The sequence below is a fragment of the Mycolicibacterium pallens genome, from assembly GCF_019456675.1.
Classification (GTDB): Bacteria; Actinomycetota; Actinomycetes; order Mycobacteriales; family Mycobacteriaceae; genus Mycobacterium; species Mycobacterium crocinum.
Genome location: NZ_CP080333.1, coordinates 5,437,849 through 5,458,919, shown reverse-complemented (window position 1 = coordinate 5,458,919; position 21,071 = coordinate 5,437,849). Strand labels below are relative to the sequence as shown.

The window sequence follows — 21,071 nt, the reverse complement described above, 5'->3', positions numbered from 1 at the left end:
ACGATAATCCTGTCTCGACACCGAAGGCTGGAGATTAATGGACGCAGATGTCATCGTCGTCGGCGCAGGCTTGGCCGGTTTGGTCGCCACCCATGAATTGAGCAGCCGCGGCAAGAAGGTGCTGCTGCTCGACCAGGAGAACGAGGCCAATCTGGGCGGGCAGGCGTTCTGGTCGTTCGGTGGGCTGTTCCTCGTCGACACTCCCGAGCAGCGACGCCTGGGCGTCAAAGACAGCGTCGAACTCGCCTGGGGTGACTGGTCCGGAAGCGCGCAGTTCGACCGGATCGACGACGAGGACAGCTGGGCGGTGCGGTGGGCCCGCGCCTATGTCGACTTCGCCGCCGGCGAGAAGCGTTCGTGGTTGCTCGGGCACGGCATCAAGTTCCTTCCGACGGTCGGCTGGGCCGAGCGTGGCGACCTGCGCGCCGACGGGCACGGCAACTCGGTGCCGCGATTCCACGTCGCCTGGGGGACCGGCACCGGAGTCGTCGAACCGTTCGTCAAGTCGGCGTTGGCCGCCGCCGAGCGCGGACTGGTGACCTTCCGGCACCGGCACCGGGTCGACGAACTGGTCATCGCAAACGGATCCGTCACCGGCGTGCGGGGCGCCATCCTGGCACCCGATGACGCCCCGCGCGGCGCCCCGTCGAACCGGGAACGGTTGGGCGACTTCGAGTTTGCGGCCCAGGCCGTGATCGTCACCACCGGCGGCATCGGCGGAAACCACGAGATCGTGCGGCGCTACTGGCCGCAGCGGATGGGCACTCCGCCGGCGTCGATGATCACCGGAGTTCCGGCCTACGTCGACGGCCGGATGCTCGACATCGCCGCGGACTCCGGCGTGCGCCTGGTGAATCGCGACCGCATGTGGCACTACACCGAGGGTGTGCAGAACTGGGATCCGATCTGGCCCGGGCATGCCATCCGGATTCTGCCGGGGCCGTCGTCGATGTGGTTCGACGCGCTGGGCCGTCGTCTGCCCGAGCCCTACCTACCCGGCTACGACACCTTGGGCACCCTGCGCTATCTGCGCACCACTCCAGAAATCGCGGGCTATGACCACAGCTGGTTCATCCTCACCCAGAAGATCATCGAGCGGGAGTTCGCGTTGTCGGGTTCCGAACAGAACCCCGACATCACCAGCAAGGACCGGGCCGGGTTCCTCAAAGAACGGTTGTTGAGCAAGGGTGCGCCGGCGCCGGTCGAGGCCTTCAAACGCAACGGCGCGGATTTCGTGGTGGCCGACGGCCTCGACGAGTTGGTGGCGAAGATGAACGCGCTGACCGACGAACCACTGCTGGACGCCGGGGTGATCCGGAGGCAGATCGAGTCGCGCGATCTGCAGATGGCCAACCCGTACGCCAAAGACGCTCAGGTGCAAGGTATCCGCAATTCCCGACGCTATATCGGCGACCGCATCGGCCGGACCGCCGCGCCGCACCGGATTCTCGACCCGGCGGCGGGGCCGCTGATCGGGGTGAAGCTGCACATTCTGACGCGTAAGACTCTCGGTGGGATTCAGACCGATCTGTCGTCGCGGGCCATCGGGGTGGACGGCAATCCGGTGGATGGTTTGTACGCGGCGGGCGAGGTCGCCGGCTTCGGCGGCGGCGGCGTGCACGGTTACAACGCGCTGGAGGGCACGTTCCTCGGTGGCTGCCTGTTCTCCGGCCGCGCCGCCGGACGGGCGGCCGCGGCGGCACTATGAGGTGATCATTGCATCGGCGAGTGAAACCGGGTTGTACGTCTGGCACCGATCGGACCTTTGCGGTCCTTGTAACTACGGGGAAGCGGGCGGTGCCCTCGATGGCACCTGATTGTGCTGTCCATGCAGTCGGTGCGAGCCGCCGTACTGGCCATTGGCCATTGCACTACCGTGACGCGCTTGTGTAAAAGCACCAATGCTGACGCTACTCAACGATCTGACGGGGGCGCCTCAACTTTGCTGACCGAGCCCTTACTACCTTAGAAAATTGTAAGTGTCGATTTTCGGCTCGGCCCGATAGTATGGCCCAAGCAGGAAGGGGCCTAGATGAGCCTTCGATATACATCGCTCCGAGCGGTAGCCGCCACGTCCCTGACGCTGGGGGCGTTGTTTGCGGCGGGCGGCACGGCGTCAGCCGCACCCAGTCAACCGACCGACCAGTCGTCGGATTTGCAGCACTACCTCGACAGCTTGACGAATGCGTACAACAACACGATCGGTCATTCGGTCGACGAGGTGCGCGACTCGGCCTACGAGAACACCCAGGCCAACATCGCAACCGCCATTGGGGTACCGGTCGCCAATGGTGCGATCGGCGGCGCGACGGCCGTCGCAGGTTCTGCTGTCTCGGCGGTGACGTACTCGCTCATCCAGAATGCCCTCAATCCGTCGTCGTCGGCGGCCCCGGTAGCGTTTTCGGCTGCAGCATTGCCGGCACTGAGTCTGCCGGCGTTGCCGCCGCCTCCGCCGATTGGGTTGCCTGCGTTGCCGCCGCCTCCGCCGATTGGGTTGCCTGCGTTGCCGCCGCCTCCGCCGATTGGGTTGCCTGCGTTGCCGCCGCCTCCGCCGATTGGGTTGCCGGCGTTGCCGCCGCCTCCGCCGATTGGGTTGCCGGCGTTGCCGCCGCCTCCGCCGATTGGGTTGCCGGCGTTGCCGCCGCCTCCGCCGATTGGGTTGCCGGCGTTGCCGCCGCCTCCGCCGATCGGGTTGCCGGCGTTGCCGCCGCCACCGCCGATCGGGTTGCCGCCGATTGGTCTGCCATCGATTGGTCTGCCAAAACTCTTCTGATCGCCACAGGGTCGACGTCGTCCCGAGCCGAGTGCTACGAGCGGTCTGAGGACTGGTTCGGTGCGTTCGGCGCGGGCGCGTCGAGGAGCCCATTGCACGATTCGACGTAAGAGCCGATCGATCTTGTCGACGTCGTCGATGCTGAGGTCATCGACGGCATAGCGCCGCGTTCGCGCGGACACGTCGTCAAGTTCGGGTTTCCGGCGGCGAGCTTCGCGCGGGCGATATCCGGCTCGGTGGCGGCCGCGTCTAGGTCGGCCAGTGACGGCGGCGGGTGTGGACTTCAGGCTCGTGCTCACGAAGTGCCAGTTCGATGGTTGAAGGATCTGCATGCCTCAGCCGGACGGGGTCCGCGAGCGCGCTGGCGTCCACCAGTACCGGGGCTATAGATCCGAAAAGGCAAGAGCCTCAACCGAATAACCATCGATGATTTTGGTCACTCAGTTGGGCGACGTTCCCTCCGCGCGCAACACCACCCACGCGAATTTCTGCGTCACCCCGGCGGGAGTGTGGTGGTCATAGCCACCCGAACCGATCAGCGTGAAGCCTGGACCGATTTCGGCAGCCAGGGCTTCGACGCTGTAGCGCGCCACCGGCAGTCCAGAACACGAGGTCGGTCCGTCTTGACCGAAGGTCGCAATGATCGCTGCGCCCCCGGGTTCGATTGCCCGATGCAGCAGAGATCGGTAGGTGGCTCGATCACGTTGTTCGGTCAGGAAGTGAAAGACGGCCCTGTCATGCCAGATCCGCCATCGCCGGTCCGGAGTCCATTCGAGCAGATCGGCTTGAATCCAGGTGACCAGCTCGGGCTTCGGCAGTCGCGCCTTGGCGGCGTCGAGTGCCTCTTTCGAGACATCAAGGACTGAAACATCGGTGTGGCCCCGCTCGAGGAGACATCCGGCAAGCGACGAGGCCCCGCCTCCGATGTCGATCACCGATGCGTTGTGGTCTGCGGCCACCAGCTGCACCAGAGCCAGCGACTGATTAGGCTCCGGCTCGAACCAACTCACGTGCTCCGCGCCCACCGAGCGGTACCGCTCGTTCCAATGCGCCGCGCGGGCTTTCATGTTCGTCATCGTCTGCACATTACGACCGACACCCGCGTTCTCAGCGATGTCCTGGATGTGGGGAGTCGCAAGATTCGCAGTCGTCTGTCGGCTGCCAGGTGAATGGGACCACTTCAGAGCTGGTTTTGCCATGAGCATGGGACCACCTGTTTGCCATTGATGGGACCACCTGGCTGGCCGGTTTGCCAGTTATGGGACCACCCCGGCGTGGCGTGGGTTCTTCCGGTTGTTGGGCCGCTGTATTGACCCAATGAGCTACCGGGAGGTATCGGTGATCGAGATCGTGGAAATGCTGCGGCTGTGGCTGCAGGGATTGGGGTTGCGGGAGGTGGCCCGGCTCTCGGGCATCGACCGCAAAACGGTGCGACGCTACGTCGACCGAGCCCGTGCCAGCGGGCTGGACCGTGACGGCGGGCCTGATCAGCTCACCGATGAGTTGATCGGCGCGGTAATTGCCGGGGTGCGTCCGCACCGGCCGGCCGGCAAGAGCCTGGCGTGGGAGACGATCGCTGCAGAGCATGAGCAGATCAAGGGCTGGCTCAAAGACGGATTGACGCTGACCAAGATCCACACGCTGCTGGGGCGCCGCGGTGTGGTGGTGTCGTATCGGACGCTGAATCGTTACGCCACAACGGAATTGGATTTCGGCCGGCGTCAAGCCACGGTGCCGGTGGCCGATTGCGAACCGGGTGCGGAGGTGCAGGTCGACTTCGGTCGCCTCGGGATGCTCACCGACGCCGCCGATGGCCGGCGCCGAGTCGTGCAGGGATTGATCTTCACCGCGGTGTATTCGCGGCACATGTTCGTCTGGCCCACCTACCGCCAGAGTTTGGCCGAGGTGATCGCCGGGTTCGAAGCGGCGTGGGTGTTCTTCGGCGGAGTGTTCGCGGTGGTGATCCCCGACAACATGAAAGCCATCGTCACCACCGCGCACGCGACCGAGCCCCGGCTCAACGACTCCTTCCGTGAGTACGCGCAGGCGCGGGGGTTCGCCGTCGACCCGGCGCGGGTCCGCAGCCCCAAAGACAAGCCGCGGGTGGAACGCATGGTGTCCTACGTGCGGTCGAATTTCTATGCCGGAGAAGCATTCCGGGATCTCGACGACTGCCGCAACCGCGCCGAGCTGTGGTGTTCAGACATCGCCGGGCTGCGCATCCACGGCACCACCCGCCTGCGCCCGGCAGAGGTGTTCGCCGCCGATGAGTTGCCCGCACTCAAGCCCGTGCCTGAGACGGTGTTCGACGTTCCAGTCTGGACGCACCCCAAGGTGGCACCCGACCGCCACGTGCAGGTGGCCAAGGCGCTCTACAGCGTGCCCGGAGAGCTGGTCGGCAAGCGCATCGAGGCCCGCGCTGATGCACACACGGTCAAGCTCTACTGGCGCGGTGAGCTGATCAAGGTGCACCCGGTCACGGCCCCGGGCCGCCGACACACCGATCCGGCTGACCTTCCCTCGGAGGTGTCGGTCTATGCCATGCGGGATCTGGATGCCCTGCAGCGCAAAGCTGCCGCCCAGGGCACCCATGTCGGCGTCTACGCCGCCGCCGTGCTCGAACACCCGTTGCCGTGGACCAAGATGCGTCAGGTCTACCGGCTGCTGGGGCTGGTGCGCCGCCACGGCCCCGACGCTGTTGACGACGCGTGCCGGCGCGCCCTGGACGCCGAGGTAATCGATGTCGGGCTGATCGAGCGGATCCTGACCCGCGGGGGCGGTGAACAACTACCCCTGATACCCACACCGCCCGGGGCGGCGTCGCGGTTCGTCCGCGACGGCTCGGATTTCGCGGTGCGCAGGCCCTCATGAGCACCCAACGTCCCGACACCAGCCCGGCGGTCAAACCGATCGAAGTCTCCGCTGAACTCAAAGCCCTGATGCGCCGCCTCAAGCTCGGCCAATTGCTCGACACGCTGCCCGAGCGGTTGGCGCTGGCCCGCACCAACCGGCTGCCCCATCACGACTTCCTGGAATTGTTGTTCGCCGATGAGGTCACCCGCCGTGACCGCGAATCCGCGGCCCGCCGCGCCAAGGCCGCCCACCTCGACCCGGCGATGCAGCTCCAAGCCTGGGACGACTCCGCCGCCGTGGCGTTCGATCAACAGTTGTGGGCCGAGCTGACCTCACTGCGATTCCTCGCCGATGCCTACAACGTGCTCGTCATGGGGCCGGTCGGAGTGGGAAAGACGTTCCTGGCCAACGCCTTAGGGCACATCGCCGTACGCAAACATCACAGCGTGCACACCGAACGGGCCGACAAACTGTTCAAACGCCTACGCGGGGCACGCCTGGACGGCAGCTACGAAGACGACATGCGCAAACTGCACCGCGTCGATCTACTCATCATCGACGACCTCGCGCTGCACCGCCTGGAGGCCACCGAGACCACCGACTTCTACGAGATCATCGTCGAACGCCACCGCGCCGCATCGACGGTGATCACCAGCAACCGCGAACCACCCGAGATCCTGACCATGATGGCCGACCCGCTGCTGGCCCAATCGGCGATGGACCGACTGCAATCCGCGGCCTACGAACTCGTCGTCGAAGGCGAGTCCTACCGGCAACGCCAGAAACCAGGGACACCAAAGCCGGCCCCTCCGACTTCGTCGGATTGACCGGCAACCACCCCTTCGGCCACTATCAACGCACGGCCTGTAACCGGAACAACCCGGTCCCATGCTCATGGCAAACCAGAGGTCCCATCACCCTGGCAGGCGACACGTCGTCCGTCTCGGTCGGAATGATTGGGGCGCAGCAGTTTCTGCCCTGCCACGCCTCACGCCCTTCACGGACGGCTACGCCTGCGATCACCAGCGCGGCGATGGGGTCAGCCCAGTACCAGCCGAAGAGGATGTTGAGCAGCAGGCCGACCAGAAGAACGGCTGACAGGTAGGTGCACAGCAGTGTCTGCTTGGAGTCGGCCACGGCGGAGCGGGAGCCGAGTTCTCGCCCGGTGCGGCGTTGCGCCCAGGACAGCACCGGCATCACGACGAGGCTGACGGCGGCCAAGGTGATGCCCACGATGGAGTGCCGGGGTTCGCCATAGCCCAGGAGTGATCGCAACGATTCCACGGTCACGTAGAGGGCCAGGCCGAAAAAAGAAAAGGCGATGATCCGCAGGGCCGCTTTCTCTCTCGCCTCAGGATCGCGCGCGGCGAACTGCCAGGCGACCGCCGCTGCCGAGGAGACCTCGACGACCGAGTCCAGGCCGAAGCCGATGAGCGCGGTCGAGGACGCGCGGGTGCCCTCGGTGAGGGCAACCGCAGCTTCGATGATGTTGTAGGTGATCGTGGCGGCGACCAACAGTCGGATACGGCGCGCAAGCGCCTGTCGACGGTCCGCGTCGGGAAGCATGCGGGTTGGTTGTTCCCTCGCCATCACGCCGTCTCCACCGTGCGGCAGTCGGCCCCGTAGTTCGGGCACTCCGCCACGGCCTGCCCGGTGGCGGTCAACACTTCTTCGGCGGCGGCCAGGAGATCGACCACAGCGGGCTGGGTGAGTCGGAACAGCGACGCCCGTCCACGCGGTTCGGAGTCCACCAGCCCGCAATCTTTCAGGCAGGCAAGGTGTTTGGAGACCGTGGACTGGGACAACCCGACGTGCTCGACCAGGTCGGTGACGCGGGCCGGACCGCGGGCCAATCGGCGCACGATCGCCAGTCGCGTCACATCACCCAGCGACCGGAACAGGGCCGCCGCCGGGGTCAGCTCAACCCGCTGCATCGCCGCGGCCACGTCGCTTATCATCTCCATATGGCGATGTTATCGCAATGTGGCGAGTAATAGATGACCAACGGCCCTACTGGTCGCCGAGGCGGCGGGCGCATGCTCGCCTTCGGAGCGTTGGGGGCTACTGCTGGGGAGGCAGCGATGTGTGGATACGGGTGGAATCACGGCTGGAACGGCACGTGGGGGTGGGGCGGCATCGTGATGAGCGTGCTGATGTTGCTGTTGGTCGTCGCAGTAGTCGTCGCGATCGTCTTCGCCGTCCGCTATCTGGCAGGCGGTGCGAGCCTGCACCACCGAGGCAGTTCAGGCCCGGAGGGGATGCCGGCCGAAGATCGATTGGCCGACCGTTTCGCCCGCGGCGAGATCGACGGCGACGAGTTCCGGCAGCGGATGGCCTTGCTGCGCGAACACCGCTGATCGTGATGAAGCCTCGTCGGCGATCGCGTGACTTGGCCATCGCATTGGCCGCGGGAGTCGTCGCAGTCGCGTGCGTCGTGGCGTTGAGCGTCGTAACGACCTTGCAGCACAGCCGAATTGCGGCGAGCCTGCCGTATTTGTCGGGGCCGGGAATGATGATGGGGCCGGGGATGATGGGCCAGTCCGGAATGATGAGGCCCGGCCGATCCCCTGCTCTCCCGTCCTGTTCGGTTCCGGCGTTGCCAGGCACCCTTGTCGATGTGACCCTCGCCGACATGCACGGCATGATGGGGCCGGGCATGATGGGCCGGTCCGGCATGATGGGGCCCTTCCCGAACGGCAACCAGGACGCGCCGATGGGAATGATGGGGATGATGCGCATCGCCATCAATCCGGCCACGGTCCCGCCAGGCCAGGTGTCGTTCAGAGTGACGAACAACGGTGCGCTCAACCATGAATTGGTGATCTTGCCCCTCGCCAGGGGTCAGTATCCGGGCCAGCGAGCCGTTGGTCCGGACGGCACAGTCGGCGAGGCGGGCAGTGTGGGGGAGGCCTCACGCACCTGCGGTGCCGACAAGGGCGACGAGAATACCGACAACCCCGGTATCGCACCAGGGGGCAGTGGCTGGACCACCGTGAATCTCACGCCGGGACGCTACGAGCTTATCTGCAACATCTCCGGTCACTACTGGACCGGCATGTATGCCGAACTGGACGTCAGCCCAACGAGATAACTCATCGCCATTGCTACCGAGAAGAGGTGGAGACCATGGCAGCCACCGCTGCGAATGACCATCAGTGCCGCGATCCTTGCGGTGACCGGCTCTGTGCTGTGGGTCGGGCCCGGTAGTGGCAGTACCGGAAGTGAGGCGGTTCCGTCGCCCGCCTCCCTCTCCGGGAGGCTCGACCCCGCGCAGAGTCCCCGACCGTTGGACCCGCCGGGATGTTGGGACACCGATGAAATCTGGCATCCCGACTGCTGGGGTCCCGGGCAATGGGGTCCAGGGATGGGCCCCGGCATGATGGGCCCGGGAATGATGGAACCGGACGGCCCCTGGGGCCCGGGGATGGGGCCCGGACCGTGGGCCGATTGAAGTCGGTAGCTTGGCGCGGCAACGCGCGCTGTTGTTCTGATATCCCTGGGCCGAACACCCCGACCGGATCTACTGGTCGGGGTGTCGCTTTCGCAGTCGGGGTAGTCGGCGCTATGCGCCTCCTACCCCTTTCCTCGCCTCGGACGAACGAACGAGTTCGCTCGTCTCTCGGCTCAAGTCGGGGTGGCGGGATTCGAACCCACGACCTCTTCGTCCCGAACGAAGCGCGCTACCAAGCTGCGCCACACCCCGCGTGAAGCCACGACAGCGTATCGCACGGGGCCGGTGAGAAGCCAAACGGCTTGTCACGCCGTCCGCCAACTTCACGGCGTGTCGCGGGATGGATCTGACTTGTCGGTGGCGTTATGGAAACTGACGGCGACACGAACGCGCCGAGCAGCGAAAGGTGGGGCGGATGATGACCGCTTTGGGGGCCGTGGTGTACGGGGGTTTCTTCCTGCTCGCAGCGCTGTGGCTGGTGGTGACCGGCGACTACGACGTCGCCGATGAGCCGGACCAGACCCAGCCGCAGGAACGTTCGAACTCGGCCAGCGCCTCCGCGTGCTCGCCGGGGTTGAGGTTGTGAGCCGCTAACCAGTCGGCGTTGTAGTAGGTGTCTGCGTAGCGGTCCCCGCTGTCGGCGATCAGCGTGACCACTGACCCGCCCACACCGGCCGCGACCATCTCGGCGAGCAGACCGAACGCACCCCACACGTTGGTGCCCGTCGACGGTCCGACTCGGCGTCCGAGCACCCGCGACACGTGATGAGCCGCCGCGATCGACGCGGCATCGGGAACACTGACCATCCGGTCGACGATCTCCGGCAGGAACGACGGTTCCACTCGCGGACGGCCGATGCCTTCGATCCGAGACGGCTGCCCTGTGACGATGTCGCGGCGCTGCGCGTAAGACGGGAAGAACGCGGAATTCTCGGGATCGACCACGCACAGCTGGGTCTTGTGGCGTCGATACCGGATATACCGACCGATCGTCGCGCTGGTTCCCCCAGTGCCCGCCCCGACCGCGATCCACGTCGGGATGGGATGACGTTCGGCGCTCATCTGGTGATAGATCGACTCGGCGATGTTGTTGTTGCCCCGCCAGTCGGTGGCCCGCTCGGCGTTGGTGAACTGATCCAAGTAGTGGCCGCCGGTCTCGTCGGCAATCCGCTGCGCGGCGGTGTAGACCTCCCCGGGCTCGTCCACGAAATGGCAACGACCGCCCTGCGCCTCGATCAGCTTCACCTTGGAGGCGCTCGTCGAGGCCGTCATCACCGCGACGAACGGAAGGCCCAGCAGCGCAGCGAAATACGCCTCCGACACCGCGGTTGATCCCGAGGACGCCTCGACGACCGTGGTGTGCTCGTCGATCCAGCCGTTGCACAGTCCGTAGAGAAACAGCGACCGCGCCAGCCGGTGCTTGAGGCTGCCGGTGATGTGCGTCGACTCGTCCTTCAAGTACAGCGCGATGTCCACGCTGCCGCACCACGACGCCGGCAGCGGATAGCGCAGCAGATGGGTGTCCGCACTGCGCCGGCTGTCGGCCTCGATCAGCCGGATGGCGTTGTCCACCCAGCTGCGGGGCCGGGTGTGGGCGGCGACAGTGGTCATCGCCGGCTGGGACAGCAGGCGGCGGCCGTCACCGCACCGAGGCGGTGGGGCTGGAGCGCACCACGCTTCGCGTCTCGTCGTGCCCACCGGTTGGGGCAGCCACCAGAGTCAGCAGGGTGGCCTCGGGACGGCAGCAGAACCGATACGGTGCGAACGGCGAGGTACCGATGCCTGCCGACACATGTAGCGCGGTGTCCGCACCCCAGCGCGACGCGCCCTTGGCGCGGGAACGGTCGAGGTCACAGTTGGTGACCAAGGCGCCATAGAACGGAAGGCACAGCTGGCCGCCGTGGGTGTGCCCAGCCATGATGAGCTGGTAGCCGTCGGCAGCGAACCGGTCGAGCACCCGGGTGTAGGGAGCGTGCGCGACGCCCAGTGACAGGTTGGCAGTCGGCGTCGGGGGCCCGGCAATAGTCTCGTAGCGGTCCCGACCCAGATGCGGGTCGTCGACGCCTGCGGCGGCGATCGTCAGCCCCGCCACCTCGAAGTCACGCCGGTTGTGCGTCAGATCCAGCCAGCCGCGCTCGGTGAACGCCGCGCGCAGATCCTGCCACGGCAGCGGCTTGCCGTGGATGCGGCTGTCGGTGTCGTAGAGGTACTTCGCGGGATTCTTCAGCTTGGGGGCGAAGTAGTCGTTGCTGCCGAACACGAAGACGCCCGGAACCGACAGCAGATCCCCGATCGCCTGCACGACGGCGGGCACCGCTTTGGGGTGCGACAGGTTGTCGCCGGTGTTGACCACGAGGTCCGGCTCCCAGCGGGCCAGCTCACGCAGCCAGGCCTGCTTGTGCCGCTGGGTCGGGCGCATGTGGATATCGCTGAGGTGCAGCACCCGCAACGGGGTGGAGCCGGGCGACAGCACCGGCATGGTCACTTCGCGGACGACGAACGCGTTGCGTTCGATCACCGTGGCGTAGCCGACCGCAAGCGCGGCCGAGCCGGCGGCCACGAGGGCGGACGACTTCACAGCGGACGGCACAGCCATACGCGCAAGAATACTGGCTCGCGCCGTCCTTCACCCGATCATGGGGGTGGCGGGGCCAGCAGCGGGACGGTGATCGGCGGCAGGCCGGGGATCTCGACAACGGTCTGCCCGAACGGGGCGCCGTCCAGTCCCGGTATCGGCGGTGCGCCAGGCGGAGGCGGCGGCGGTGCCGGCGGTACGCCATTGCTGATCTGGATCGTGATGATCGAACCCGGGATGGTCTGACCGCCCGGCGAGGTCCCGACGACCGTGTTGTACGGCGCCACGCTGTTGACGGGGGTGGGCTGATCGGCGACCTGGAAACCGGACTCCTTGAGCCGGGTGCGCGCGGCGTCCACCGTCAGACCGGAGACGCTCGGCACCCGGGAGCCGGGGCCGCCGTCGACGTAGCGCGGGTCGGTGGGCGGCAGTGCGACGTCCCCGAAGTTCCGGGCGATCGGCTTCATCGCGGTGAACCACGTCTTGGCAGGTTCGTTGCCGCCGTAGAGGTTTCCGTCGCCGCACTGGCGCAGCGGCCACGAACACAGATCCGACGGGGTCGTCGAATCGTCGTAGATATAGGCCGCCGCCGCGTACCGGTTCGTGAAGCCCAGGAATCCGGACGACCGGTGCGCCTCGGTGGTACCGGTCTTGCCCGAACTCGGCAGGTCCCAGCCCACCGAGTGGGCCGAACCCGCAGCGGTGCCGCTTTGGTCGTCCTTGCTCATGGCGACGGCCAGCGTGTTGGCCAAGCCCTCGGGAACCACTTGGTCGCAGGTCTCGGTGGTGACCGACACCTCGTTGCCGTTGCGGTCGTAGAGCTTGTCGATCGGGTTCGGCGGGCACCACGTACCGCCCGAGGCGAGCGTGGCCGCCACATTGGACAGCTCGAGCGCGTTGACCTGAATCGGCCCCAGGGTGAACGACCCGAGGTTCTGGCGCTTGATGAAGTCGGCCAGGCTCTCGTTGGTCTCCGGGTCATACGGGCGGGCGGTGCCCGGCTCGGCGTAGGACCGCAAACCCAGCTTGACGGCCATGTCGACCGCGCGCGGCACACCCACCTGGGAGATCAGCTTGGCGAAGGCGGTGTTCGGCGACTGGGCCAACGCGTCGGTGACGCTCATCGACCCGCGGTAGTTGCCGTCGTTCTGCACACACCAGGTCTCGCGCGGGCAACCCTTGGCCCCGCCGCTGCCCAGCCCCTTGGCCTCGAACCGCGCGGGGGCGTCGAGGTTGGCGTTGATACCCATGCCCATGTCCAGTGCGGCGGCCGTGGTGAAGATCTTGAAGATCGACCCCGCGCCGTCGCCGGCGAGCGAAAAGGGTTGCGGCTGCATGGTTTCCCCGGCCGCGGAGTTCAAGCCGTAGGTGCGGTTGCTGACCATCGCGACCACCGGATGGGCGGTCTTACCCGGCAGCACGACGCTCATCACGCTGGCGATGCCGTTGATGTCCGGCGGGGCCAGGGAGTCGACGGCACCCTTGACCGAGTTCTGGACGTCGGGGTCCAACGTCGTCTTGATCAGGTAGCCGCCCTTGGACAGCTGATCCTTGCTGATGCCGGCCCGGGCCAGATACTCCTGCACGTAATCACAGAAGAACGCGCGATCCCCGGCGGCGATGCAGCCGCGCGGCAGTTCGTTGGGCTGCGGGAGGATGCCCAGCGGCTGCTGCTTGGCGGCCCGCAGCTCGTCGGCCTTATCGGGCACGTTGTCGATCATCGTGTCCAGCACGAGGTTGCGCCGGGCCAGTGCGCCGTCGGGGTTGGTGTAGGGATTCAGCGTGCTGGTCGACTGCACCATGCCGGCCAGCAGCGCGGCCTGCTGCCAGTTCAGCTGCGAGGCGTCGATACCGAAGTACGTTTGCGCGGCGTCCTGAATGCCGAAGGCGCCGTTGCCGAAGCTGACCAGGTTCAGGTAGCGGGTCAGGATCTCGGGCTTGGTGAACGTCTTGTCCAGCGTGAGCGCCATCCGGATCTCGCGCAGCTTGCGGGCCGGGGTGGTTTCGACGGCTGCACGCTTCTCGGCGTCGGTCTGGGCGATCACCAGCAGCTGATAGTTCTTGACGTACTGCTGCTCGAGCGTGGACCCACCGCGGGTGTCGACGTCGCCGGAGGCGTAACCGGCCAGGCCGGTCAGCGTGCCTTTCCAGTCGACACCGTTATGTTCGGCAAATCTCTTGTCCTCAATGGACACGATTGCCAGTTTCATGGTGTCGGCGATTTTGTCGCCGGGGACCTCGAACCGGCGCTGCGAGTACAGCCAGGCGATCGGGTTGCCCTTGGCGTCGACCATGGTCGTCACCGCCGGAACTTCACCTTCGACCAGCTGGGCCGAGCCGTTGGCCACCACATCGGAGGCGCGATTGGAGATCAGACCGACGCCGCCGACCACGGGAAACAGGAGCGCCGCCAGTATCACGCTGGCCAAAAGGCAGCACCAGGCCAGCTTGATGATCGTGGCCCCGGCCGGCGGGCGTTCCGACATGAGTAACAGAGTAACGAGGCACCGGGACGGGTCTTGCGCAGCGTCCCCCGGGCAGCGAGGATATCGACGGTATTTACGCCGTGGTCAGAAAAAGCCAGTTCATGATCGGTCTGGACGATCGTCCCAAAAAACCTGAGATCTAACTGTTGCGCAAAAGATACCTGACCACCTAACTTAAACAGACAGTGCGATACAGGTAACACTCCGAGTCGCAATGTGGCGTAGATCGCATACGCGGCCTACACCAGAAGATTGTCAGCCGTTAACCGCGGCCGGACGAAGGGGATCGTCGGTGTCAGGTATTCGGACCGCTGTTCGCAAGCCAAGCGCAGCGCTTTTGAATGGATCCATCCACGGTGCGGACGGGGAAGCCCGGATCGCCTGGGTTTCGCAAGCTCTGTGCCGCTCAACCGACCCTGACGAGCTGTTCGTCCGCGGTGCTGCCCAGCGCAAAGCCGCGGTCATCTGCCGTCACTGTCCGGTCATGGCCGAGTGTGGCGCGGATGCGCTCGACAATCGTGTGGAATTCGGTGTGTGGGGCGGCATGACGGAACGTCAGCGTCGCGCCCTGCTCAAGCAGCACCCGGAAGTGGTGTCCTGGTCGGAATTCTTCGCCGCGCAGCGCAAGCACCGCAGCGTCAGCTAACTTTCGCCATGAGTCCCGATCGGCCGGGACTCTCTTTAGTTGGTCTCCCCGGTGATCTGATCGGCGATCGCCTGTAAGGCGTCGAGATCGGACACATCGAACGGCAGCGAGGGCACGCCAACCACCGGAACGTGCGGGTTGGCGCCGGTGAATCGCGACAGCAGCCGAATCTCCCGCTTGGCGGTCTGCGCCCGATCGGCGTGAATCTGCAGCACGGCCGTCGCAAGCCGGTCCGCGTCACTGTCGGCGCCGGCGGCTTTCAGTGCCTCGACCCCATCGACCGCGCGTTCCACGGTCAGCGCGGACAGTGTCGGGTGGGTGCGGTTGAGGATCAGCCCGGCCAGCGGCATCCCCTCCTGCGAGAGCCGATCGACGAAGAACGAGGCTTCCCGAAGGGCGTCCGGTTCGGCCGCCGACACCACCACGAACTGGGTGCCGCGCCGTTTGAGCAATTCGTAGGTGCGGTCGGCCTTCTCGCGGAAGCCGCCGAACGTCGAATCCAGCGACTGCACGAAGGCCGAGGCGTCGGAGAGCATCTGTGAACCGAGGATGGTCGACATGGCCTTCATCGCCAGGCCGACGACACCGGTCACCAACTTGCCGAAGCCGCGTCCGGGCGCCAGCAGCATCCGCCAGAGCCGGCCGTCCATGAAACTGCCGAGCCGTTTCGGTGCGTCGAGGAAGTCCAGCGCGTTGCGCGACGGCGGGGTGTCCACCACCACCAGATCCCAGCGGTCCTGACCGAGCAGCTGGCCGAGCTTCTCCATGGCCATGTATTCCTGCGTGCCGGCCAATGACGTGGCGACGGTCTGATAGAACTGGTTGTCCAGAATCGATTGTGCGCGTTCGGTTCCCGAGTATTCGACGACCATCTCGTCGAACGTCCGGCGCATGTCGAGCATCATCGCGTGCAGCTCGCCGGACACCTCCGGAGCCAGCGGCACCCGCTGCGGCGTATTGCCGAGTTCCTTGATTCCCAAGGCTTGTGCCAGTCGTTTCGCGGGGTCGATCGTCAACACCACGACGGTGCGGCCGTACTCGGCGGCACGCAGCGCCATCGACGCCGCGGTGGTGGTTTTACCGACGCCTCCTGCGCCGCAGCACACCACGACCCGGTTGGATCTGTCGGACAGGATCGACTTCATGTCGAGCGCTGGGGGAGTGGTGCTCATCTATCGGACTCCTTGCTGCGCAAGCGTTTCCGCCAGTTCGTAGAGACTTCCCAGATCCACGCCGTCGGCGATGGTCGGCAGTTCCAGTCGTGGCACCTTCAAGCGGTCGAGCTGCTCGGCGCTCTCGGACCGGGCCTTGATCCGGCTGGCGTGTTCGATGGTTTCGGTCAGCAGCCCGGCGAAGTCGGCGTCGCCCAAACTGATTCCCGCTTTCTCGAGCCCGGCGCGCACCGCGTCGGCGTCGATGTCGCCCTCGGCGGCCTTGGCGAGATCGTCGGCAGGCAGGAACGGCGGGATGTTGCGGTTGACGATCACGCTGCCGATGGGCAGGCCGAGCTCTTTGAGTTCTTCGATGGCCTCGATGGTCTCCTGGATCGGCAGCGCCTCGAGCAGGGTGACCAGATGGATCGCGGTCTGCTCGGAGTGCAGCAGCTTGACCACACCGTCGGCCTGCGAATGCACCGGCCCGCCCTTGGCCAGGTCCGACACCGCCTTGGTGACGTCGAGGAATCGGGCGATCCGGCCGGTCGGCGGAGAGTCGACGACGATCGCGTCGTACGCAGGCCGCTTGTTGCGGTCCAGGCGCACCACCGACTCCTTGATCTTGCCGGTGAGCAGGACGTCGCGCAGGCCCGGCGCGATCGTGGTCGCGAACTCGATGGCGCCGATCCGGCGCATCGCCCGGCCGGCCAAGCCGAGGTTGTAGAACATGTCGAGGTATTCCAGGAACGCCGCTTCGATGTCGACGGCCAGCGCATTGACGTGCCCGCCGCCATCGGCGGTGGCGATCTTCAGCTCCTCGTAGGGCAGCGGCGGAACGTCGAACAGCTGCGCAATGCCTTGCCGCCCTTCGACTTCCACCAGCAGGACCCTGCGGCCGCCGGCGGCCAGGGTCAACGCGAGCGCCGCCGCAACCGTGGTCTTGCCGGTACCGCCCTTGCCGGTTACGAAATGCAGCCGCGCCTTGGTCAGGCGGGACGGCCAGGCCAGGGAGCTTCCGTCGCTCGGTGTGGTCGTCATCTGTGCATGCTAACCAAGCCCCCGCGGCCGCCTGCGGCAACGGTAGTGGGCGATAGGCTTCCGTCATGAGCCAACCGACGACTTGGGAATACGCCACGGTGCCGTTGCTGACCCACGCGACCAAGCAGATTCTCGATCAGTGGGGTGCCGACGGCTGGGAACTCGTCGCGGTCCTCCCCGGTCCCACCGGTGAGCAGCACGTCGCGTACCTGAAGCGGCCTAAGTGACCATTTCGGAGCGGCTTGCCGAGCTCGGGCTGACGCTGCCGGCACCCGCCAAACCGCTGGCCGCCTACGTGCCGGCGGTGCGGACCGGGAATCTAGTCTATACCTCCGGCCAGCTTCCGACCGAAGCGGGCACGTTGATCCACACCGGCAAGGTCGGCGCCGAGGTGACCGCGGAGCAAGCCAAACAGGCCGCGCAGCTGTGCGCGCTGAACGCGCTGGCCGCGATCGACGCGCTGGTGGGCATCGACAACGTGACGCGGGTGGTCAAGGTGGTCGGGTTCGTCGCGTCGGCGCCGGGATTCACCGGTCAGCCCGGCGTCATCAACGGAGCCTCGGAGTTTCTGGGTGCGGTGTTCGGCGAGGCCGGCGTGCACGCCCGGTCGGCCGTCGGAGTGTCCGAGCTGCCGCTGGACGCTCCGGTAGAAGTTGAGCTCATCGCCGAGGTCGAATGACCCATCCGGCGTACGGGGTTCTGCGGCCGGTGACCGAATCGGCCTCCGTACTGCTGTGCAACAACCCGGGCATCATGACGCTGGACGGCACCAACACCTGGGTGCTGCGCGGACCGGGCAGCGACGAGATGGTGATCGTCGACCCGGGCCCCGACGACGACGAGCACATCGGCAAGCTCGCCGAACTCGGCACTATTTCTCTGGTCCTGATCAGCCACAAGCACGAAGACCACACCGGTGGCATCGACAAGATCGTCGACCGCACCGGTGCGGTGGTGCGGTCGGTCGGCAGCGGCTTCCTGCGCGGGCTCGGCGGTCCACTGAGCGACGGCGAGGTCATCGACGCCGCGGGTCTGCGGATCACGGTCATGGCCACCCCGGGCCACACCGCGGACTCGCTGTCATTTCTTCTCGACGATGCCGTGCTGACCGCCGACACGGTCCTCGGGCGCGGCACGACCGTCATCGACGACGAGGACGGCAGCCTCACTCAATACCTGGATTCCCTGCGCCGACTGCAGGGGCTCGGGCATCGCACAGTGTTGCCCGGCCACGGACCCGACCTCGCGGACCTGGAAGCCGTCACCGCCATGTACCTCTCGCACCGGGAGGAACGGCTCGACCAGGTGCGCCAAGCCCTGCGGGCGCTCGGTGACGACGCCACCGCACGCCAGGTCGTCGAGCACGTCTATACCGACGTCGACGAAGAACTATGGGACGCCGCCGAGAAGTCGGTGCGCGCCCAGTTGGACTACCTGCGGAACTAGCGAGCGCGCCTAGCGAGCCGCTCGCTGTCGCTGATCAGCACGCTCTTGCCCTCCAGGCGGATCCATCCGCGATGGGCGAAGTCGGCGAGCGCCTTGTTGACCGTCTCGCGCGAGGCACCGACCAGCTGGGCGATCTCTTCCTGCGTGAGGTCGTGGGTGACTCGCAGCGCGCCACCCTCCTGGGTGCCGAATCGCTGAGCAAGCTGCAGCAGCTGCTTGGCGACGCGCCCCGGGACGTCGGTGAAGATCAGATCGGCGAGGTTGTTGTTGGTGCGCCGCAGGCGACGGGCCAACACCCGCAGCAACTGCTCGGCGATCTCCGGACGGTCGGCGATCCACGCGCGCAGTGCGTCGCGATCCATCGACACCGCGCGAACCTCGGTGATGGTGGTGGCGCTGGACGTCCGCGGCCCCGGGTCGAAGATCGACAGTTCGCCGAACATGTCCGACGGGCCCATGATGGTCAGCAGGTTCTCCCGGCCATCCGGGGAACGGCGGCCGATCTTCACCTTCCCGGAGATGATGATGTACAGCCGATCGCCAGGCTCGCCTTCGGCGAAGACGGTGTGTCCTCGCGGGAAGTCAACCGGCTGAAGCTGTTTCGTCAGCGCGGAAACAGCGCTGGGTTCAACTCCCTGGAAGATTCCGGCCCTCGCCAGGATCTCGTCCACGTCGCCCCTCTTTAAACTCTTCGATGATGTGAAATGCGCAGGCCAGCTGTATTGCTGGGCCAGGTCAGTCTAGTCGTTGCCGGTCTTTCGACGTGCCAACGCTACACACGATTGGCGTACTGAGTCCGGTGAAATTGCGGATTGGGACGTGCGTGGGCATATGTCCGCGTAGGCAAACCGGGCTCGTCATCGCTGCGCCGGGACTGGACCTCGACCCGTCCGGAGGCGATTTCGGCGCGCGGCGGCGCCTGCGCGACCGGCGTTTTCGCCGTCCGCTCCAGATACTCCGTGACCTCGTCGGCGCCTGCGCGATCGACGCGCAACGCCTCCTCGAGTCTTTGCAACCCGAAAGTTGAAAGCATCAACAGCCCGGGGACACACACCGCGAGCAACCAGGTCACGGGGGAAAGTAAACACGCGCAAGGTCTCAGCGGGATCACGAATTGTCACCGGTCAGTCCGCAGCTTGACGGACCTCGTCAGTACCCTTGCAACGTGACCACGAACAGCCCGTCAACCAGGCGCAAGGCCGCTGGCGGCGCTGCGAAGCCGCCGGCCGCGAGCAAGGCGGACGCAAAGAAGTGGGATTCGGAAACCCATCTGGGCCTGGTCCGGCGCGCCCGGCGGATGAACCGCACCCTGGCCACGGCGTTTCCGCACGTGTACTGCGAACTCGACTTCACCGATCCGCTGGAACTGGCCGTCGCCACCATCCTGTCGGCCCAATCGACCGACAAGCGGGTCAACCTCACCACTCCGGCGCTGTTCAAGAAATACCGCACCGCCAAGGATTACGCCCAGGCCGACCGCACCGAACTCGAGGAGTTGATCCGGCCGACCGGCTTCTACCGCAATAAGGCCAATTCGCTGATCCGGCTCGGCCAGGAGCTCGAGGAGCGGTTCGACGGCGAGGTACCGCGCACCATCGAAGAACTCGTCACCCTGCCGGGAGTGGGCCGCAAGACCGCCAACGTGATCCTGGGCAATGCCTTCGACATCCCGGGTATCACCGTGGACACCCACTTCGGCCGGCTCGTGCGCCGCTGGCGCTGGACGGCTGAGGAAGACCCGGTGAAGGTCGAGCACATCGTGGGCGATCTGATCGAACGCAGCGAGTGGATATTATTGAGCCATCGGGTGATCTTTCACGGCCGCCGGGTGTGCCATGCCCGCAAGCCCGCGTGTGGGGTGTGCGTGCTGGCCAAGGACTGCCCGTCCTTCGGGCTCGGGCCGACCGATCCGCTGATCGCCGCCCCGTTGGTGAAAGGCCCGGAGACCGAGCATCTGCTGGCGCTGGCCGGGCTCTGACCGTTGTCGTTGTGATGTCGACCTCGACGCGCTGGACGCTGGCGGTGCTCGCCGTGGTGGCCGCGCTCATCGTCGCCTTCGCTCTCGAACTCGACGACACCCCGGCCGGCCCGGCAGGCTCGCCGGGCCCCCAGGTGTCGCGGACCCACCGCGACGCCGACACGCCCGAGGCGCTGGCCGGCCCGCGGCAGCGCGCCGACCTGCCGCCCTGCCCGGCCGCGGCCGACAATCCCGGGCCCAAGGAGCTGCGCGGCGTCGTCGTCGAGTGCGCGGCCACCGGCGCACAGGTCGATGTGGCCCGAGCCCTGGCCGGGCGGACGGTGGTGCTCAACCTGTGGGCGTACTGGTGCGGGCCGTGTGCCGAGGAACTCCCGGCGATGGCGGACTACCAGCGCCGAGTAGGTGCAGACGTTGCCGTGGTGACGGTGCATCAGGACGAGAACGAGACGGCCGGTCTGCTGCGGTTGGCCGAGCTCGGAGTGCGACTGCCCACGCTGCAGGACGGCCAGCGCCGGATCGCCGCGGCGTTGGGCGTGCCCAACGTCATGCCCGCCACCGTGGTGCTGCGCGCGGACGGTAGCGTTGCCAAGATCCTGCCGCAGGCGTTCACCAGTGCCGACGAGATCGCCGCCGCGGTGAAGAATGCTCTGCAGTGACAACAAACGAGAGAG

22 protein-coding genes and 1 tRNA gene are annotated in these 21,071 nt (G+C 66.4%); 11 read left to right on the top strand and 12 right to left on the bottom strand.

What is annotated here, in order from left to right; genetic code table 11:
* Positions 1-37 precede the first annotated feature (37 nt).
* Positions 38-1,708: an FAD-binding dehydrogenase gene (locus K0O64_RS26665; RefSeq protein WP_220045834.1), complete on the top strand. Its 1,671-nt coding sequence runs from the start codon at positions 38-40 to the stop codon at positions 1,706-1,708.
* A 527-nt stretch (positions 1,709-2,235) separates the two neighbouring features.
* Here K0O64_RS26665 and K0O64_RS26660 read toward each other — a convergent pair.
* Complete coding sequence (locus K0O64_RS26660) at positions 2,236-2,955, bottom strand: hypothetical protein (RefSeq protein WP_164520147.1); 720 nt, start codon at positions 2,953-2,955, stop codon at positions 2,236-2,238.
* Positions 2,956-3,213: 258 nt separating this feature from the next.
* Positions 3,214-3,849, bottom strand: coding sequence for a class I SAM-dependent methyltransferase (locus K0O64_RS26655; RefSeq protein WP_217353544.1), 636 nt, complete (start codon positions 3,847-3,849; stop codon positions 3,214-3,216).
* A 241-nt stretch (positions 3,850-4,090) separates the two neighbouring features.
* On the opposite strand from K0O64_RS26655, the gene istA reads away from it, so the two are divergent.
* Together istA and K0O64_RS26645 are read left to right on the top strand one after the other, a co-directional pair.
* Positions 4,091-5,644 (top strand): IS21 family transposase, encoded by a 1,554-nt coding sequence (istA, locus tag K0O64_RS26650; protein WP_071944019.1) that lies wholly within the window; start codon positions 4,091-4,093, stop codon positions 5,642-5,644.
* A complete protein-coding gene (locus tag K0O64_RS26645) occupies positions 5,641-6,453 on the top strand; it encodes an ATP-binding protein (RefSeq protein WP_096312418.1) in 813 nt (270 codons plus the stop codon). The genes istA and K0O64_RS26645 overlap by 4 nt, the downstream gene beginning before the upstream one ends.
* Positions 6,454-6,478: 25 nt before the next feature.
* Here the strand turns inward: K0O64_RS26645 and K0O64_RS26640 are convergent, their stop codons facing one another.
* Together K0O64_RS26640 and K0O64_RS26635 are read right to left on the bottom strand one after the other, a co-directional pair.
* On the bottom strand, positions 6,479-7,216 hold the full coding sequence (locus K0O64_RS26640) for a cation efflux transmembrane domain-containing protein (RefSeq protein ID WP_096312417.1): 738 nt from the start codon (positions 7,214-7,216) through the stop codon (positions 6,479-6,481).
* Positions 7,216-7,590, bottom strand: coding sequence for an ArsR/SmtB family transcription factor (locus tag K0O64_RS26635; RefSeq protein ID WP_096312416.1), 375 nt, complete (start codon positions 7,588-7,590; stop codon positions 7,216-7,218). Before K0O64_RS26635 ends, K0O64_RS26640 begins: the two co-directional genes overlap by 1 nt.
* Positions 7,591-7,662: 72 nt before the next feature.
* Between K0O64_RS26635 and K0O64_RS26630 the strand changes: the two genes are divergently transcribed.
* A complete protein-coding gene (locus tag K0O64_RS26630) occupies positions 7,663-7,983 on the top strand; it encodes an SHOCT domain-containing protein (RefSeq protein ID WP_425574806.1) in 321 nt (106 codons plus the stop codon).
* A gap of 260 nt (positions 7,984-8,243) precedes the next feature.
* On the top strand, positions 8,244-8,717 hold the full coding sequence (locus K0O64_RS26625) for a sulfocyanin-like copper-binding protein (RefSeq protein ID WP_425574807.1): 474 nt from the start codon (positions 8,244-8,246) through the stop codon (positions 8,715-8,717).
* A 538-nt stretch (positions 8,718-9,255) separates the two neighbouring features.
* Here the strand turns inward: K0O64_RS26625 and K0O64_RS26620 are convergent.
* From K0O64_RS26620 to ponA2, 4 genes are all read right to left on the bottom strand, one after another.
* Positions 9,256-9,329, bottom strand: a tRNA-Pro gene (locus K0O64_RS26620).
* Between the two features lie 240 nt (positions 9,330-9,569).
* A complete protein-coding gene (gene cds1, locus K0O64_RS26615; protein WP_071948864.1) occupies positions 9,570-10,688 on the bottom strand; it encodes an L-cysteine desulfhydrase Cds1 in 1,119 nt (372 codons plus the stop codon).
* Positions 10,689-10,716: 28 nt separating this feature from the next.
* Entirely contained in the window at positions 10,717-11,673 is a 957-nt protein-coding gene (locus K0O64_RS26610; protein WP_071948865.1) for a metallophosphoesterase, read from the bottom strand.
* A 38-nt stretch (positions 11,674-11,711) separates the two neighbouring features.
* On the bottom strand, positions 11,712-14,138 hold the full coding sequence (gene ponA2, locus K0O64_RS26605; RefSeq protein WP_096312413.1) for a transglycosylase/D,D-transpeptidase PonA2: 2,427 nt from the start codon (positions 14,136-14,138) through the stop codon (positions 11,712-11,714).
* Between the two features lie 292 nt (positions 14,139-14,430).
* Between ponA2 and K0O64_RS26600 the strand changes: the two genes are divergently transcribed.
* A complete protein-coding gene (locus K0O64_RS26600) occupies positions 14,431-14,784 on the top strand; it encodes a WhiB family transcriptional regulator (protein ID WP_071948867.1) in 354 nt (117 codons plus the stop codon).
* A gap of 35 nt (positions 14,785-14,819) precedes the next feature.
* On the opposite strand, the gene bagB is transcribed toward K0O64_RS26600, so the two are convergent.
* Both bagB and bagA read right to left on the bottom strand, forming a co-directional pair.
* Entirely contained in the window at positions 14,820-15,956 is a 1,137-nt protein-coding gene (gene bagB / locus K0O64_RS26595; RefSeq protein ID WP_071948868.1) for an ATPase BagB, read from the bottom strand.
* A complete protein-coding gene (gene bagA, locus K0O64_RS26590; protein WP_071948869.1) occupies positions 15,957-16,976 on the bottom strand; it encodes an ATPase BagA in 1,020 nt (339 codons plus the stop codon).
* A gap of 65 nt (positions 16,977-17,041) precedes the next feature.
* On the opposite strand from bagA, the gene sp36 reads away from it, so the two are divergent.
* From sp36 to K0O64_RS26575, 3 genes are read left to right on the top strand one after another with little or no spacing between them, the layout of a single operon-like run.
* Positions 17,042-17,203, top strand: coding sequence for a Sp36 family protein (gene sp36, locus K0O64_RS26585; protein ID WP_005138621.1), 162 nt, complete (start codon positions 17,042-17,044; stop codon positions 17,201-17,203).
* Positions 17,200-17,655 (top strand): RidA family protein, encoded by a 456-nt coding sequence (locus K0O64_RS26580; protein ID WP_096312411.1) that lies wholly within the window; start codon positions 17,200-17,202, stop codon positions 17,653-17,655. Before sp36 ends, K0O64_RS26580 begins: the two co-directional genes overlap by 4 nt.
* A complete protein-coding gene (locus tag K0O64_RS26575) occupies positions 17,652-18,422 on the top strand; it encodes an MBL fold metallo-hydrolase (RefSeq protein ID WP_096312410.1) in 771 nt (256 codons plus the stop codon). Before K0O64_RS26580 ends, K0O64_RS26575 begins: the two co-directional genes overlap by 4 nt.
* Here K0O64_RS26575 and crp read toward each other — a convergent pair.
* Entirely contained in the window at positions 18,419-19,093 is a 675-nt protein-coding gene (gene crp / locus K0O64_RS26570) for a cAMP-activated global transcriptional regulator CRP (protein WP_005138643.1), read from the bottom strand. The two genes, K0O64_RS26575 and crp, sit on opposite strands and share 4 nt — an antisense overlap.
* Before the next feature lie 101 nt (positions 19,094-19,194).
* Positions 19,195-19,494, bottom strand: coding sequence for a hypothetical protein (locus tag K0O64_RS26565; RefSeq protein WP_071948872.1), 300 nt, complete (start codon positions 19,492-19,494; stop codon positions 19,195-19,197).
* 93 nt (positions 19,495-19,587) lie between these two features.
* Between K0O64_RS26565 and nth the strand changes: the two genes are divergently transcribed.
* Together nth and K0O64_RS26555 are read left to right on the top strand one after the other, a co-directional pair.
* Positions 19,588-20,400: an endonuclease III gene (gene nth / locus K0O64_RS26560; RefSeq protein WP_220045833.1), complete on the top strand. Its 813-nt coding sequence runs from the start codon at positions 19,588-19,590 to the stop codon at positions 20,398-20,400.
* Between the two features lie 14 nt (positions 20,401-20,414).
* On the top strand, positions 20,415-21,056 hold the full coding sequence (locus K0O64_RS26555) for a TlpA family protein disulfide reductase (protein ID WP_220045832.1): 642 nt from the start codon (positions 20,415-20,417) through the stop codon (positions 21,054-21,056).
* Positions 21,057-21,071: the final 15 nt, after the last annotated feature.